The following is a 15,967-nucleotide window of genomic DNA, read 5'->3' as shown; positions in this document are numbered from 1 at the left end:
CGGGCTTCAGCCAATGCGGTTAGCGAACCGTTGAACAACGCCCCCGACTCATCGGGGGCGTTGTTCAATGGCCTCGTCAGGGCAAAATTAAAACGACGCGTTCGGCCCCAGGACTTTGGTTCCGCCCATGTAGGGCTGCAGCACTTCGGGAATGGCGATATTGCCATCGACTTGCTGGTAATTTTCCAGTACCGCCAACAGTGTGCGACCAATGGCCAGCCCTGAGCCGTTAAGCGTGTGCAGCAGTTCCGGCTTGCCGGTTTCCGGATTGCGATAGCGAGCCTTCATGCGGCGGGCTTGAAAGTCCCGGAAGTTACTGCAGGAGGAAATTTCCCGGAAACGCTCCTGAGACGGTACCCAAACTTCGATATCGTAAGTTTTGGCGGCGGAAAAACCCAGGTCCCCACCACACAGAACCACCGTGCGGTACGGCAGTCCCAGCTTTTGCAGAATGCTCTCGGCATGGCCGGTCAGTTGCTCCAGCGTCGCTTCTGAGTCCTCCGGGCGAACAAACTGCACCAACTCCACTTTCTCAAACTGATGCTGTCGAATCAGGCCACGAGTGTCCTTGCCATGGGCACCGGCCTCGCTACGGAAACAGGGCGTGTGGCTGACAAAGCGCATGGGCAGTTGCTCGGCGCCTTCGAGTAGCACGTTCCGCAGAATATTGGTGACCGGCACTTCCGCCGTGGGGATCAGGTAAAAACACCGCTCGTCAGAAAGCTTGAACAGGTCCTCTTCAAACTTGGGCAGCTGGCCGGTGCCGGTGAGCGAGTCCGCGTTCACAATAAACGGGACGTTCACCTCCTCGTAGCCATGCGCCTCAATGTGAGTATCCAACATGAACTGGGCCAGAGCCCGATGCAAACGGGCAATGCCCGAGCGCAACAGCGCGAAGCGCGCGCCGGTCAACTTGCTGGCGGTATCAAAATCCAGGCCGCCCAGGCGCGCGCCGAGATCCACATGGTCCACGATCGGAAAATCAAACTCGCGCGGCGTGCCCCAGCGGCGAACCTCCACGTTGTCGTCCTCGGTTTCCCCTTCCGGCACGTCGTCCGCCGGAATGTTGGGGATACCGCTCAAGATATCGTCCAGTTCCGCCTGGATCCCCTCAAGCTGGGATTCCGCCTCACCCAGCTCTTGTTTCATCTGGTTAACCTGCGCCAACAGCGGTTCGATATCCTCACCGCGACTTTTCGCCTGCCCGATCGACTTGGCGCTGGCGTTGCGCTCCTTTTGCAGATTCTCTGTCTTGATCTGCACGTCGCGACGCTGCTCTTCCAGTGATTTCAGACGCGCCACGTCCAACTCATAACCGCGCGTTTTCAGTGCTTCCGCAACCGCTTCCGGGTTGGTACGAACAAGTTTTGGATCCAGCATAAAAAAGTCTTATTAATGTCAGTAGGTTAAAAGTTAAAAAATCAATCGCGCCAGATAGACCGATAATACCACCGCCAATAAGCAACCGAGCAGTGTCACCAGCGAGTAAACCACCGCCAGTGCCGGCGCACCGTTCTGCCAAAGCAGCAGAGCGTCCAAGGAAAACGTCGAAAATGTAGTCAGCGCACCCAGGCACCCCGTAATCACGAAGGGCCGACACTCAGCCGGCACCATGCCTTTGTCCACAATCAGTACAAACGCCAGCCCCACCAGAAAACAGCCCAGCAGGTTGGCCACCAGGGTTCCCAGGGGAAAGCGAGCGCCCATTAGGGGAAAGAGCCATGTCGTCAAACCAAAGCGGCCCATCGCCCCCAGAGCCCCTCCCAGCGCCACCGCCAACCACTGCATTATCGTCTCCCGGAGTCGTCGTCACCCGAATACCGCTTAATCGGGCTTTTGGCATCCAGCTCGCGGAAGTGCGCGAACTTCTCCTTGATTCGTTGCTCAAGGCCCCGTTCCACCGGCTCGTAATAGCGCCGATCAGCCAGCTCAGGGGGCAAGTAGCACTCCCCGGCGGCGTAGGCGCCCGGTTCGTGGTGGGCGTAGCGGTATTCGGCCCCGTAATCCATGGATTTCATGAGCTTGGTGGGCGCATTGCGCAAATGCACGGGCACCTCGTAGCCGGGCTGCTCACGCACCTCGGCCATTACCTGATTAAACGCATTATACACAGCATTACTTTTAGGTGCCGAGGCCATGTACACCACGGCCTGGGCGATGGCCAGCTCCCCTTCCGGGCTGCCGAGCCGTTCCTGGGTATCCCAGGCGGCCAGGGCCAAAGGCAGCGCCCTGGGGTCGGCGTTGCCAATGTCTTCGCTGGCAATACGTACGATGCGCCGTGCGATGTAGAGGGGGTCACAGCCCCCATCGAGCATGCGGGCGAACCAGTACAGCGCCCCGTCGGGCGAGGAGCCGCGCACGGATTTGTGCAAAGCGGAGATCTGCTCATAGAAAAGATCGCCCCCCTTGTCGAAACGGCGCACATCGGCCGCGAGCACCTCTTCCATGACCCGCTGGCCGATCACTTTTTGCCCGCCCTGCTCTTCCGCCAGATCCGAGGCGATTTCCAGCAGGTTCAACGCCTTGCGGGCATCGCCATCGGCGGCCTTAGCCAGGGTCTCCAGCCAGTCATCCTCAATCCGGATACCTTGGCCGCCCAGTCCACGCTCGGCGTTCTCGAGGGCTTGCTCCAGCACCTGGCGAATGTGCTTGTGCTCCAACCCCCGCAGCACGTAGACCCGACACCGGGACAGGAGGGCGTTATTGAGTTCGAAGGAGGGATTTTCGGTGGTGGCGCCGATAAAGATCAGGGTGCCGTCTTCCACGTAGGGTAAAAAGGCGTCCTGTTGGGCTTTGTTAAAGCGATGGACCTCATCCACAAACAGGATGGTCTTGCGCCCCCGGTTAACCCGCTCCTGCTCGGCCACCTGCACCGCCGCCCGGATGTCCTTGACCCCGGCGAGCACGGCGGAAATGGTTTGAAAGCGGGCATCGGCCTGTTCGGCAAACAGGCGCGCCAGGGTGGTCTTTCCCACCCCGGGGGGGCCCCACAGAATCATGGAGTGCAGGTGGCCCCGCTCAACCGCATCCCGCAGGGGTTTGCCGGGTGCCAGCAGGTGCTCCTGGCCGATGTAGTCCCCCAGCGCGCGGGGTCGCATACGGGCGGCCAGGGGTTGGTAGACGGGCTCGGTCTGGAAAAGGTCGTCCACCATTAATCGACCAGTACGTCTACACCGTCGGGGACTTCAAAAGTGAACCGGTCCGCATCGACGCTGGCATTGCGTTTGAGGTTTGAGAGGGAGAACCGGGTCACTTGGTCCAGGTTGTCGTGCATGGTGATTTCTTTGAGAAGCTTGCCATCGAATACGAGGACCAGGGCGCCGAACAAGCTTTCTTCGTCTTTGGGTGTGAGGGTGAAGGCGGCCCGGCCTTTGTCGGTCTCGGTCTGTTCAACGTCAAATTGCCGGTTCAGGGCGCTCAATTCGTCGCTGAGGATGAGCGCGGGGGTGTTCTGCAGTTCGGCGTCGAAGTCGCGCACGGTGACTTGCATAAGGTCGGGGTCGTAGAGCCAGATTTTGTTGTGGTCGGAGACGAGGCGTTGTTCGAAGGGTTCGTGGGTATGCCAGTCAAACTTGCCGGGCCGTGCCATGGCGAAGTCGCCGCTGCTTTCTTCCAGCACTTCGCCTTCGCTATCGTAGAGGGTTTGGGTAAAGTCGCCTTTGAGGCTGTCCATCTGGTCCAACCGCGAGCGCAGTTCGACAGCGGGGTCTTGGGCCTGTGACGCCATGCCCGCAAGTAGCAAAAGGGCAAATACTGGAACGTTGAGTTTCTTCATGTCATTAACCAAATTGGGGAGTTGTTTGTGTTTGACCTTTGGTGGTGGTTGGGAAGTTCCGGCCGTTGGGGGAAAGACTGGTCGTAGACCCGCCGTGAACCCATCCATGGGGGCTTCTCATCGGCATCCATGCCTCAGAGAGTCTACGACCAGTCTTTCCCCCAACCGCCTCCGTGCCACACCGGAGCAACTCTACTCTTAGATTCGGACTACACCCACAAGGCTCAGCCTGATCAGTCGAGTTGAAGTAACGCGGCAAGTGTGGGCTTCGCTCTTGCACCACCATACGCCAAGTTTCTGAACCCCCCATGAAGCGACCTTGGCACTGAGGCGGGGGAGCGGGTATACCCTTCGGAGACTCTCTGAGGCATGGATGCCGATGAGAAGCCTACAGGGATGTATTCACGGCGGGTCTCCGAAGGGTATACCCGCTCCCCCGTCGGACCCGCCAAGAACCGCCAACCACTAATTCTTGGGAACGAGAACCTCCCGATTCCCATTATGCCCCGCCTCGGAAACAACACCCGCTGCTTCCATCGTATCAATCAACCGGGCCGCCCGGTTGTAGCCGATACGCAGCTTTCGCTGAACCCCCGAAATCGACGCCTTGCGGGAATCAATCACATGCGCCACCGCCTGATCGTACAGGGCATCACCCTCACCATCATCACCGCCCTCTTCCCCACCAGGCATACCCGGCACCGGAATCGAACTGGTCGTGCCCTCATCCGTGACCCCCTCAATGTAATTCGGCTCACCGCGCTTCTTCCAATCCGCCACCACCTTATGAACTTCATGATCATCCACAAAAGCCCCGTGAACCCGCACCGGCATACTCGTGCCCGGGGGGAGATACAACATATCCCCGTGGCCCAGCAACTGCTCCGCGCCACCCTGGTCCAGGATTGTTCGGGAATCGATCTTGGACGACACCTGAAAACCGATCCGGGTCGGCACGTTGGCCTTAATCAAGCCGGTTATCACATCCACCGAGGGGCGCTGGGTTGCCAGAATCAGATGAATACCCGCCGCCCGGGCCTTCTGGGCGATACGAGCGATCAATTGCTCCACTTTCTTGCCCACGATCATCATCATGTCGGCGAATTCATCGATCACCACTACAATGGCCGGCAGGTGCTCCAGGTCCGGGGCCGTGGCCTCTTCTTCCCCCGCCTCGTAATGGTCCTCGGGCTTGAACAGCGGGTCTTTCAGCGGCTCACCGGCCTTACGGGCTTCGTTGACTTTGCGGTTGTAGCCCGCCAGGTTGCGCACGCCCATGGCCGCCATCAGTTTATAGCGGCGTTCCATTTCCCCCACGCACCAGCGCAGGCCGTTGGCGGCGTCTTTCATATCAGTGACCACCGGGGTCAGCAAATGCGGGATGCCCTCGTAGACCGACAGCTCCAGCATTTTGGGGTCCACCAGCATGAGCCGCACCTCCTCCGGGGAGGACTTGTACAACAGACTGAGGAGCATAACATTCACGCCCACCGACTTGCCCGAGCCGGTGGTGCCGGCCACCAGCAGGTGGGGCATTTTGGCCAGGTCCGCCACGATGGGCTGCCCGGAGATGTCGCTGCCCAACGCCATGGTCAGTACGGATTTCGACTTGGCGTAGACATCGGAAGCCAGCACTTCGCTCAGGCGCACGATTTCCCGGTGCTCGTTGGGAATCTCGATCCCGACCACGGACTTGCCCGGAATCACTTCCACCACCCGCACACTGATTACCGCCAGAGAGCGGGCCAAGTCCTTCGCGAGGTTGGTAATCCGGCTGGCCTTGACCCCGGGGGCCGGCTGAATCTCAAAACGGGTGACCACCGGGCCGGGCTGAACCGACACCACTTCCACTTCGATGCCGAAATCCTTGAGTTTGAGCTCCAGCATGCGGGACATGGCTTCCAGCGACTCTTTGGAGAACGCCTTGTCGCTGTGCTCGTCCGGGGGGTCCAGCAGGGCGATGGAGGGCAGGTCTCCCTCCGGTGGCGTGCTGTCCTTGGTGTCGAACAGAGAGGCCTGTCGCGCCGGTTTGGGCTGGGGCTTGGGCGGTGTTTTCTTGGGGGGCTCGGAAATGGTGGGCGGCACCCGTTTGGCGGTTTTCTCCACCTGCTTGGCCACGGCCTCCCGGCGATGCTGCTGCGCCTCCTTGGCAGCCTTGCGCTCAGCACGCCGGCGCTGCCACTGCTGCCATTGACCGTGCAGCTTATCTATCAGCAAAAGAGTCAAACGGCCGGTTTCGTCCATCAGCGCCAACCAGGAGAGGTCGGTAAAAATGGTGATCCCAAACAGAAACACGGCCAGCAGGATAAGGGTACCCCCGGTGTAGCTGAAGGCGCCTTCCACCCCTTCGGCCACGGAGGCGCCCAGCAAGCCGCCGGTGGAGAACGGCAGTGCGGCGCCGTCAGGGTAATGCATGCTGGTAATCGCCGTGCCGGCCACCATGACCAGAATCAGGCCGACAATACGCAGGGAGATTAATAGCCAGTCGAAGCCCGGCTGGCGCTCCCGGTCCCGGAAGACCTGCCAGGCCCTGTAGGCCAGCAGCACCGGGAAGAGGTAGGCCAAGTAGCCGAACAGCGACAGAAAAACATCCGCCAGCCAGGCCCCCGCCGGGCCGCCGGCGTTGCGGATACGAGTGTTCTCGCCAGTATGGGACCAGCCCGGATCGCCGGCGTCATAGGTCATCAGCGCCAGCATCAGGTAGACGCTGACCGCCACCAGGGCAATGAGCGCCCCCTCTTTGACGATGCGGACCAGAAGGCTATCGACCGGTGTCGCGTCGTTACTGGCGGTTGTAGACTGGGAACGTTTCAAACAAGATTCCTATCAATTCGATGCAGCCGGCACTCTACTATAGTCATGTGCGCTACCTATAGTCACGTACGCTACGAAGTCATGCAGGGCTGCCGGCGTCATGGCTGATCAGCGATGGCGGCCATTTTAGCGGTCTGGGAGAGGTTTGCAAAAGCGACGCCATCATAGTGTCAGACTCGGCCCCGAGAGCTTACCATTAATGAAAGCAATACTTGGCATTGGTTCATACTATTTTGCGCCCCGTTGGTGATTCACTTATGATGAGCGCCATTCGTATCTCCCTCCAACGTTTAACGTAAAGGATCTCTCATCATGAGCGAAGCACAGCACCATCGCCTGATCATTCTGGGATCGGGTCCCGCCGGCTATACAGCGGCCATCTATGCGGCCCGTGCCAACCTGAAGCCGGTGCTGATTACCGGCATGCAACAGGGTGGCCAGCTGACCACCACAACCGACGTGGAAAACTGGCCGGGCGGCATTAGCGAGCTGCAGGGGCCGGACCTGATGGTGCAGATGCAGGAACACGCGGAACGTTTTGACACCCAAATCATTTTTGACCACATTCACGAGACGGATCTGAGCGAGCGGCCCTACAAGTTGGTGGGCAACGAGACCTACACCTGTGACGCTCTAATTATCGCCACCGGCGCTTCGGCCCAGTACCTGGGACTGCCCTCGGAAGAAGCATTCATGGGCAAAGGCGTCAGCGCCTGTGCCACCTGCGACGGTTTCTTTTACCGCGATCAGAAGGTGGCCGTGGTCGGCGGCGGCAATACCGCCGTGGAAGAGGCCCTGTACCTGTCCAACATCGCCAGCGAAGTGACCCTGGTTCACCGTCGGGACAAGCTCAGAGCTGAGAAAATCCTTCAGGACAAGCTTTTCGCCAAGGCCGAAAACGGCAATGTTCGCCTCATCTGGGACCACACCCTGGACGAAGTATTGGGTGATGACAACGGCGTGACCGGCGCTCGCATTCGCAGTAAACTCAACGAATCCACCCAAGATCTGGATGTGCAGGGCGTGTTTATCGCCATTGGTCACAAGCCCAACACCGATATTTTCGAAGGGCAGTTGGACATGCAAGACGGCTACATCAAGATTAAGAGTGGCTTGAATGGCAACGCCACCGCCACGAGCGTACCCGGCGTTTTTGCCGCCGGCGATGTTTCCGACCACGTGTATCGCCAGGCCGTCACCTCCGCCGGGTTCGGCTGTATGGCCGCCCTGGATGCAGAGAAGTACCTGGACGATCTATAAACCGGCGTCCGGCCGGCCTCACGTGGCCGGCCTTCCCTGACTATGATTACACTCCCCTGGCTCGATCCGGCCACACTGGACTTTCCGCCCACCGATGAGGCTCTGGACGACCCCAATGGCCTGCTGGCCGGCGGCGGCGACCTGTCTCCGGAGCGCCTGATTCACGCCTACCGCAACGGCATTTTCCCCTGGTACGAAGACGGCCAGCCCATACTCTGGTGGACGCCCGACCCCCGGGCGGTGGTCTACCCGGACCGTTTCCACCTCTCCCGCTCACTGCGCAAAACCCTCAAGCGCGGCCTGTTCACGGTGACCGCCGACACCGACTTTGAGGCGGTAATGCGCGCCTGTGCCGCCCCCAGAGACGGGGCGGCGGGCACCTGGATTACCGAGGAGATGTTGCAAGCGTATATCCGCCTGCACGAGCTGGGTGTGGCGCACTCCATCGAGGTGTGGAAAGACGGCCAGTTGGCGGGCGGACTCTATGGCTTGGCGCTCGGGCGAGTCTTTTTTGGCGAATCCATGTTCAGCCGGGCGGACAACGCTTCCAAGGTCGGCTTCGCTCACTTGGTGGCGCAGTTGAAGGCTTGGCAATTTCGCTTGATCGATTGCCAAGTGAGCAGCGGGCATTTGTTCAGCCTGGGGGCGGAGGAAATTCCCCGTGAAGTGTTTGAAAAAATCCTGCTAGACTGTGCTTATCTACCCTCGATTACCGGCCGGTGGCACATCAACGCGCCGGTGCTTTGAATACCCAGGCGGGAGGAGACGTTATGACCGACCTGTCGAACCTCAAACTCTTCGCCACCCAGCCTCATCCCTGTAGTTATTTGGAGGGTGAGGAGGCCACTACCCTGTTTATCGACCCCCATGCACCGGTGGATCAGGAGTTGTACTCCCAGCTCTCTCAGATCGGTTTCCGTCGCAGTGGCGCCCATTTGTATCGCCCGCACTGTGCTCAGTGCAATGCGTGTGTCTCCTGCCGGATTCCGGTGGAGCACTTCCGACCGAACCGCAATCAGCGTCGCTGCTGGCGCCGGAACCGGGATTTGACGCTGGAGATGGTCGATCATGCGGATTCCGATGAGCATTATGAGCTGTACGCGCATTACATTAATACCCGCCATCGGGATGGGGATATGTATCCGCCTTCTCGGGCGCAGTATGATGCGTTTTTAAGCCGGGCCTGGGGGGTCACGCAGTATTTGGAGGTTCGCGATCAGGGTCGCCTGGTGGCGGTTGCGGTGTGCGACCGGCTGAAGGATGGTCTGTCGGCGGTGTATACGTTTTTTGACAGTACGCAGGAGCGCCGCAGTCTGGGCGTGTTCGGGATTTTGGCGCAGATTGAGGAAGCCAAGGCGCTGGGGCTCCCGCATGTGTACCTCGGCTACTGGATCAGGCAGTGCCGGAAGATGGATTATAAGACGCAATATCGGCCGTTGGAGATGTTGGCTAATCGGCGTTGGGTAAGGGTGACTTGAGATTCTTCGTAGGTTGATTTAACTGCAGCGTTGCATCACGCCCGGTCCAGCGAGGGGGTAAAGCCTTCGGAAACCCGCCGTGAACCCGTCCATGGGGGCTTCTCATCGGCATCCATGCCTCGGCTTTGGCTTCCTGCGTCGCCCTAACACCTACATCCATGTAGGCGTCAGAGAGTTTCCGAAGGCTTTACCCCCTCGCTGGCCCTCTGTGCCATGACTTAACTTTGAGTATACCCCTCCCCTTTAATGGAGGTGGAGACTCCAAAGCCGCTGAGCCTGTAGGGTTGGTAAGGGCGTCAGCCCGCCACCTACCATTTGTTACCCAAGCTGGTGGATGCGCTCCGCTCCGAGGCGTCGGGCCGATCCACCCTACAGCGATGATTTCGAGATTACCGCCCTTTTTACGTCACGCTTTTTCGTAGGTGGCGGCGTTCGCCTTACCTACGCTACGCGATAACAAGTCGCTACGAAGCTCTTAGGCCGAGGGAGTGGAACACCCTTGGCCGGACTTTATGAGACCCAAAGGCGCAGATAAACCACCTTTTATCCCCCCAGCACTTGGCCTTTCTGCTCAATTCAGGCACAATTCACGCCTATTTTTAGCCCGACCGGGCAACATTCAGACTTAACCTGTGCAAGATGTCTGAAGTTCAACGACGATGCACACACAGAAAGCTGAGGAAACGGCCGAATGGCGAAAGAAGACAATATTGAATTTGAAGGCGAAGTAGTCGACACCCTGCCCAACACCACCTTCCGGGTAAAACTGGAAAACGGGCACGTAGTGACCGCGCATATCTCTGGAAAAATGCGGAAAAACTACATTCGAATCCTAACTGGCGACAAGGTCAAGGTCGAAATGACCCCCTACGACCTCTCCAAAGGGCGTATTACCTACCGCTCCCGTTAACGCCCCGCTCGCACGGCTCGCGTCCATAAAGCCGCATTGAAGGCGGGCCTGCCAAGCTAGTCGAACCGACACAAAAAAACCCGCGCACCCAATAGCAATGGGTAGCGCGGGTTTTTGTGCGGCGGTATGCTGGCCCTAGTCGTCCTTGCCCTGAATATGAATTTCCAGTTCCTTGTTCTCGGCATCCACATCCACCTGAACGGCTCCGCCGCCTTCGGACAGAGAACCGAACAGCACCGCCTCGGCCAAGGGTTTCTTGACCTTCTCCTGAATCAGGCGGGCCATGGGGCGAGCGCCCATTTTTTCGTCGTAGCCATGCTCGGCCAGCCACAAGCGGGCGGCGTCGGTGACTTCCAGCGTCACTTTCTTGTCGTCCAACTGAGACTGGAGCTCCACCAGGAATTTGTCCACCACCGTTCCAATCACATCCATGCTCAAGGCGCCGAACTGCACCATGGCGTCCAAACGGTTGCGAAACTCCGGCGTGAACATCTTTTTGATGGCTTCTTTACCGTCCAGGCTGTGATCCTGGCGAGTAAAGCCGATGGAGCGACGGCTCATGTCCTCCGCCCCGGCATTGGTGGTCATAATGAGGATCACGTTACGGAAATCCGCCTTGCGACCGTTGTTGTCGGTCAGCGTGCCGTGGTCCATAACCTGCAGCAGCAAGTTGAACACCTCGGGGTGGGCTTTTTCGATTTCATCCAGCAGCACCACGCTGTGCGGGTGTTTGCTGACCGCGTCGGTTAGCAAACCGCCCTGGTCAAAGCCGACATAACCCGGGGGCGCACCGATCAAGCGAGAGACCGTGTGCCGCTCCATGTATTCGGACATGTCGAAGCGAATCAGCTCGACCCCCATGCACTTGGCCAACTGGCGGGAGACCTCGGTCTTACCCACGCCGGTGGGCCCCGCAAAGAGGAAGGAACCGATGGGCTTCTCCCCCGAGCTGAGGCCGGCACGAGAGAGTTTGATCGCCGTAGACAGCGTATCGATGGCCTCGTCCTGACCAAAAACGGTCATTTTCAAGTTGTCATCAAGCTTGCGCAGCTGATCCTTATCGGAAGACGACACGCTTTTCGGCGGAATACGGGCAATTTTGGCGACAACGGCTTCAACGTCGGACACGCCCACGGTTTTCTTGCGCTTGCTCGGCGGCTGAAGCTGTTGAAAGGCGCCCGCCTCATCAATCACATCAATGGCTTTATCCGGCAGGAAGCGCTCATTGATGTAGCGCTCCGCCAGTTCGGCCGCCGTGCGCAACGCCGGGTCGGTATAGCGCAGGCCGTGATGCTTTTCAAAACGGCTTTTGAGCCCCCTGAGGATCTGATAGGTCTCATCCACCGTCGGCTCTTTCACATCCACCTTCTGGAAACGGCGGGACAGTGCACGGTCTTTCTCGAACACCCCGCGGTACTCCTGGTACGTGGTCGAACCCATGCACCGCAACTCCCCGGAAGACAGAAGGGGCTTTAGCAGGTTAGAGGCATCCATGACACCCCCGGACGCGGCGCCCGCACCAATGATGGTGTGGATTTCGTCGATAAACAGGATCGCATTCTGCTGCTTCTTCAACTCCCCAAGCAGCCCTTTAAAGCGCTTTTCGAAGTCGCCCCGGTATTTGGTGCCGGCCAACAATGCCCCCATATCCAGGGAGTAGACAACGCTGTCCGACAGCGCGTCGGGCACACTGCCATCAACAATCCGCTTGGCCAAGCCTTCGGCAATCGCGGTTTTACCGACACCGGATTCACCCACCAGCAGCGGGTTGTTCTTCCGGCGACGGGAGAGAATCTGACTGACCCGCTCTACTTCGTACTCACGCCCAACCAGAGGGTCGATACGACCCTGCATGGCCTGCTCGTTCAAATTGGCCGCAAAGCTTTCCAGCGGGCTCTGGCTGGGCGAATCGCCGCCCACCGCATCTTCATCGTGCTGCTCTTGGCCCGCATCGCTGCCGTGGTCGGACTGCCCCGCCACTTTGTGGATACCGTGGGTGATGTAATTAACCACATCAATACGGGCGATGCTTTGCTGCTTCAGGTAGTAAACGGCCTGGCTTTCCTGTTCGCTGAAAATCGCTACCAGAACATTTGCGCCCGTGACTTCCTGTTTACCGGAGGACTGAACGTGGAATACCGCGCGCTGTAACACCCGCTGGAACCCCAACGTGGGCTGGGTTTCGCGTTCGGTGTCGTCCTCGGGAATCAATGGCGTGGTCGAGTCGACGAATTCAATCAACTCCTTGCGCAGCTGGCCTAAATCGGCCCCGCAGGCCCGCAGCACATTGGCCGCCGACTCGTTGTCTATCAACGCCAGCAACAGGTGCTCAACGGTCATGAACTCATGCCGTTTTGAGCGCGCGCCCTTGAACGCCAGGTTCAGGGTAATTTCGAGATCTTTACTTAACATCGCTGATAACCTCTACAACAGAGTCACCGGTCGTCTTCTCCCGCTGCTTCGATTTCACAAAGCAATGGATGTTCATTTTCCTTGGCGTACTGATTGACCTGAGCCGCCTTGGTTTCCGCTATATCGCGAGTATAGACACCACATACCGCTTTACCTTGTGTGTGGACTTGGATCATAACCTGCGTCGCTTTCTCCCGATTCATCGAAAAAAAAGTTTCCAAAGTTTCGACCACAAAGTCCATGGGAGTGTAATCGTCGTTGAACATTATGACTTTATACATGGACGGGCGCTTGAGTTTCGGCTTTTCCGCCTCAACGGCCACACTACCATCGCCCTCGTCCTGATCCGGGTCTTTACTTAAGGTTAGATGAAAGATTGCCATTTTTCCCACAACTACTCAAAAACGTTACGTAAAATTTTGTTCGCCGATGGCGCTCTACGGCCAGTGTATACGCCCTATTGTAACGGATCGATGCCCTCAGACCTATACTTGCGTCCGCCCCAATACTTGACAGAACTGCCGTTCTCAGCTAAAACAACTCGAGTTGGTTAAAAAAGCAGCAGGATTATGCTAAAAACAAGCCTTCCTGTTATTAGCCGGCCCACTCTAATAACTACTAACTATGAGACGGCTGCGTCTCTTCGAAAAAGAAGGATTCCCTCATGCCTACAGGTACGGTCAAATGGTTCAATAACGCCAAAGGCTATGGCTTTATTCTGCCGGATGAAGGTGGCGAAGACCTATTCGCGCACTACTCCGCCATCCAAATGGATGGTTACAAGACCCTAAAGGCAGGCCAATTAGTAGCGTTTGATGTCACAAAAGGTGATAAAGGCTATCACGCGACCAATATTATTTCCTCCGACTCGCCCAAAGACACGGCACAACCCCACGCCAACGCTGAACAGCGACGGGATTTTGATGGTGCCAACAGCAAGACGGCGCACGCCACTACCCACTAAGCTGCGTAAAAGGCGAGCGCTGATCGGGCAATAAGCAAAACCCCCGAGGTCCTTGGGACCCCGGGGGTTTAGTGTAGTCACCGCTTACGGGCAATAAAACCCGGGCTCCCACCCGGACTTATGCCTGCTTCAGCGCGTCCAGCGCACGGTTCAACGTTTCGCTCGGACGCATGGCTGACAGCGTCTTCTGGGTGTTCGGACGGTAGTAGCCGCCGATATCCACCGGCTGGCCCTGGACCCCGTTCAGCTCGCCCACGATGGTCGTCTCTTCGGCCTTCAGGGTTTCCGCCAGTTGGGTAAAGCGGGCTTTCAACGTCTCGTCCTCGGACTGGGCGGCCAGCGCCTGCGCCCAGTACAGCGCCAGGTAGAAATGGCTGCCACGATTGTCGAGCTCGCCGGTTTTGCGCGAGGGCGATTTGTTGTTTTGGAGGAAATCCGCATTAGCCTTGTCCAGCGCGTCCGCCAGCACCCCGGCTTTGGCGTTCCCGGTCACTTTACCGTAGTGACGCAGCGATTCCACCACCGCCAGGAACTCACCCAGTGAATCCCACCGCAGGTGATTTTCTTCAATGAACTGCTGCACATGCTTGGGCGCGGAGCCGCCAGCGCCGGTTTCGAACAGACCGCCACCATTCATCAGGGGTACAATGGACAGCATCTTGGCGCTGGTACCCAGCTCCATGATCGGGAACAGATCCGTCAGGTAGTCACGCAGCACGTTACCAGTGACGGAAATGGTGTCCTTGCCCTGACGAATCCGTTCCAGTGAGAAGCGCATCGCCTCCACCGGGCTCATGATGTGGATTTCCAGGCCGCTTGTGTCGTGATCTTTCAGGTATTGCTCCACCTTCTTGGTGACCTGAGCGTCGTGAGCGCGCTTAGAGTCCAGCCAGAAAACCGCCGGGGCACCGCTTTCGCGAGCGCGGTTGACCGCCAACTTGACCCAGTCGCGAATCGGCGCGTCTTTCACTTGGCACATGCGGAAGACATCGCCCTCTTCCACTGACTGCTCGATCAGAACCTCGCCGTTGGTATCCACCACCTGCACCTTGCCAGCAGCCGGAACTTCAAAGGTTTTATCGTGAGAACCATACTCTTCGGCTTTTTGAGCCATCAAACCGACGTTGGGTACGCTGCCCATGGTGGTCGGATCAAACGCGCCATTGGCTTTACAGTCGTCAATGACGGCCTGGTAAATGGTGGCGTAGCAACGATCGGGAATGACCGCCTTGGCGTCGTGGCGAGCATCGTCGGCGCCCCACATTTTGCCGGAGTCACGCAGCATGGCGGGCATGGACGCGTCGATAATCACATCGCTCGGCACGTGTAGGTTGGTGATGCCTTTGTGAGAGTTCACCATGGCCAGCGGCGCACGCTCTTTATAAGTCGCCTCCACGTCCGCAATGATGGCCTTGCGCTGATCTTCCGGCAACTTTTCGACGCAAGAGTAGAGGTCGCCAATGCCATTGTTCGGATCAAAGCCCACTTCTTTCAGCGCGCCTTCGTGCTTTTTGAGGGCGTCTGCGTAAAAGACCGAGACGGTGTGACCAAACAGAATAGGATCGGACACCTTCATCATGGTGGCCTTCAAGTGCAGCGAAAACAGCACATCTTTCTCTTTAGCGTCCTTAATTTCCGCTTCCAGGAACTCGCGCAGGGCTTTCTTGCTCATGACCGCCGCGTCGATGATTTCGCCGTCGAGCAAGGGGGTCTTTTCCTTCAGCACCTGGGTATCGCCGGCGTCGGTCACCAGCTGGATTTTCACATCCCCGGCCTTCTCCACCAACACAGATTTTTCACTGCCATAAAAATCGCCGTGGGACATGTGGGCAACGTGGGACTTGGAATCCGCGCTCCACTCACCCATTTTGTGGGGGTTGCTGCGCACGTATTGCTTCACCGATGCCGGAGCGCGGCGGTCAGAGTTACCTTCGCGTAACACCGGGTTAACCGCACTGCCCTTGACCTTGTCATACTTGGCCCGAATGGCTTTCTCGTCATCGTTTTTGGGGTCTTCGGGATAGTCCGGCAGGTCGTAACCTTGCTGCTGCAATTCTTTGATGGCCGCCTTCAACTGCGGAATCGAGGCGCTGATGTTGGGCAGCTTAACGATATTCGCTTCCGGCGTTTTGGCCAGGTCCCCGAGTTCAGCCAGGTCGTCGTTGATGCGCTGGGCTTCGGTTAATCTCTCGGGAAACTGGGAAATAATACGGCCGGAAAGGGAAATGTCGCGAGTCTCGATGGCCACACCACAGGGCTCGGCGAACGCGCGAACAATGGGCAGCAGCGAGTAAGTCGCCAGGGCCGGAGCTTCGTCAGTTTCCGTGTAGATGATTTTGGATTCGGTCATGATA

At 58.2% G+C, this 15,967-nt stretch carries 13 protein-coding genes; 5 read left to right on the top strand and 8 right to left on the bottom strand.

The window, feature by feature from the left end:
- Positions 1–87 precede the first annotated feature (87 nt).
- The 5 genes from serS to AAE514_RS00290 all read right to left on the bottom strand — a co-directional run bounded on the left by serS (position 88) and on the right by AAE514_RS00290 (position 6,589).
- Positions 88–1,380 (bottom strand): serine--tRNA ligase, encoded by a 1,293-nt coding sequence (serS, locus tag AAE514_RS00310; RefSeq protein ID WP_347329488.1) that lies wholly within the window; start codon positions 1,378–1,380, stop codon positions 88–90.
- A gap of 33 nt (positions 1,381–1,413) precedes the next feature.
- Positions 1,414–1,788, bottom strand: coding sequence for a fluoride efflux transporter CrcB (gene crcB, locus AAE514_RS00305; RefSeq protein WP_347329487.1), 375 nt, complete (start codon positions 1,786–1,788; stop codon positions 1,414–1,416).
- Positions 1,788–3,152, bottom strand: coding sequence for a replication-associated recombination protein A (locus AAE514_RS00300; RefSeq protein ID WP_347329486.1), 1,365 nt, complete (start codon positions 3,150–3,152; stop codon positions 1,788–1,790). The genes crcB and AAE514_RS00300 overlap by 1 nt, the downstream gene beginning before the upstream one ends.
- Entirely contained in the window at positions 3,152–3,775 is a 624-nt protein-coding gene (lolA, locus tag AAE514_RS00295) for an outer membrane lipoprotein periplasmic chaperone LolA (protein WP_347329485.1), read from the bottom strand. The genes AAE514_RS00300 and lolA overlap by 1 nt, the downstream gene beginning before the upstream one ends.
- Positions 3,776–4,240: 465 nt before the next feature.
- Positions 4,241–6,589 carry a DNA translocase FtsK gene (locus AAE514_RS00290; RefSeq protein WP_347329484.1) on the bottom strand — a complete coding sequence of 783 codons (2,349 nt, stop codon included), beginning with the start codon at positions 6,587–6,589 and terminating at the stop codon, positions 4,241–4,243.
- A gap of 312 nt (positions 6,590–6,901) precedes the next feature.
- Here AAE514_RS00290 and trxB point away from each other — a divergent pair, with 312 nt between their 5' ends.
- The 4 genes from trxB (at position 6,902) to infA (ending at position 10,237) form a co-directional block, all read left to right on the top strand.
- On the top strand, positions 6,902–7,849 hold the full coding sequence (trxB, locus tag AAE514_RS00285; protein ID WP_347329483.1) for a thioredoxin-disulfide reductase: 948 nt from the start codon (positions 6,902–6,904) through the stop codon (positions 7,847–7,849).
- Between the two features lie 42 nt (positions 7,850–7,891).
- Positions 7,892–8,596, top strand: a complete 705-nt coding sequence (gene aat / locus AAE514_RS00280) for a leucyl/phenylalanyl-tRNA--protein transferase (RefSeq protein ID WP_347329482.1) — start codon at positions 7,892–7,894, stop codon at positions 8,594–8,596.
- A 23-nt stretch (positions 8,597–8,619) separates the two neighbouring features.
- Positions 8,620–9,327: an arginyltransferase gene (locus tag AAE514_RS00275; RefSeq protein ID WP_347329481.1), complete on the top strand. Its 708-nt coding sequence runs from the start codon at positions 8,620–8,622 to the stop codon at positions 9,325–9,327.
- A gap of 691 nt (positions 9,328–10,018) precedes the next feature.
- The gene (gene infA / locus AAE514_RS00270) at positions 10,019–10,237 is read left to right on the top strand and encodes a translation initiation factor IF-1 (RefSeq protein ID WP_027330818.1); all 219 of its coding nucleotides are present in this window, start codon (positions 10,019–10,021) and stop codon (positions 10,235–10,237) included.
- 135 nt (positions 10,238–10,372) lie between these two features.
- Here infA and clpA read toward each other — a convergent pair whose 3' ends face one another.
- A complete protein-coding gene (gene clpA / locus AAE514_RS00265; RefSeq protein ID WP_347329480.1) occupies positions 10,373–12,649 on the bottom strand; it encodes an ATP-dependent Clp protease ATP-binding subunit ClpA in 2,277 nt (758 codons plus the stop codon).
- Positions 12,650–12,672: 23 nt separating this feature from the next.
- Positions 12,673–13,032, bottom strand: a complete 360-nt coding sequence (clpS, locus tag AAE514_RS00260) for an ATP-dependent Clp protease adapter ClpS (protein WP_347329479.1) — start codon at positions 13,030–13,032, stop codon at positions 12,673–12,675.
- A gap of 281 nt (positions 13,033–13,313) precedes the next feature.
- On the opposite strand from clpS, the gene cspD reads away from it, so the two are divergent.
- Positions 13,314–13,613: a cold shock domain-containing protein CspD gene (gene cspD / locus AAE514_RS00255; RefSeq protein ID WP_347329478.1), complete on the top strand. Its 300-nt coding sequence runs from the start codon at positions 13,314–13,316 to the stop codon at positions 13,611–13,613.
- Positions 13,614–13,731: 118 nt separating this feature from the next.
- On the opposite strand, the gene AAE514_RS00250 is transcribed toward cspD, so the two are convergent.
- Entirely contained in the window at positions 13,732–15,963 is a 2,232-nt protein-coding gene (locus AAE514_RS00250; RefSeq protein WP_347329477.1) for an NADP-dependent isocitrate dehydrogenase, read from the bottom strand.
- Between the last annotated feature and the right edge of the window lie 4 nt (positions 15,964–15,967).

The sequence above is a fragment of the Marinimicrobium locisalis genome, from assembly GCF_039822625.1.
In the GTDB taxonomy this organism is placed as follows: domain Bacteria; phylum Pseudomonadota; class Gammaproteobacteria; order Pseudomonadales; family Cellvibrionaceae; genus Marinimicrobium; species Marinimicrobium locisalis.
This window is presented reverse-complemented; position numbering and strand designations above follow the sequence as displayed.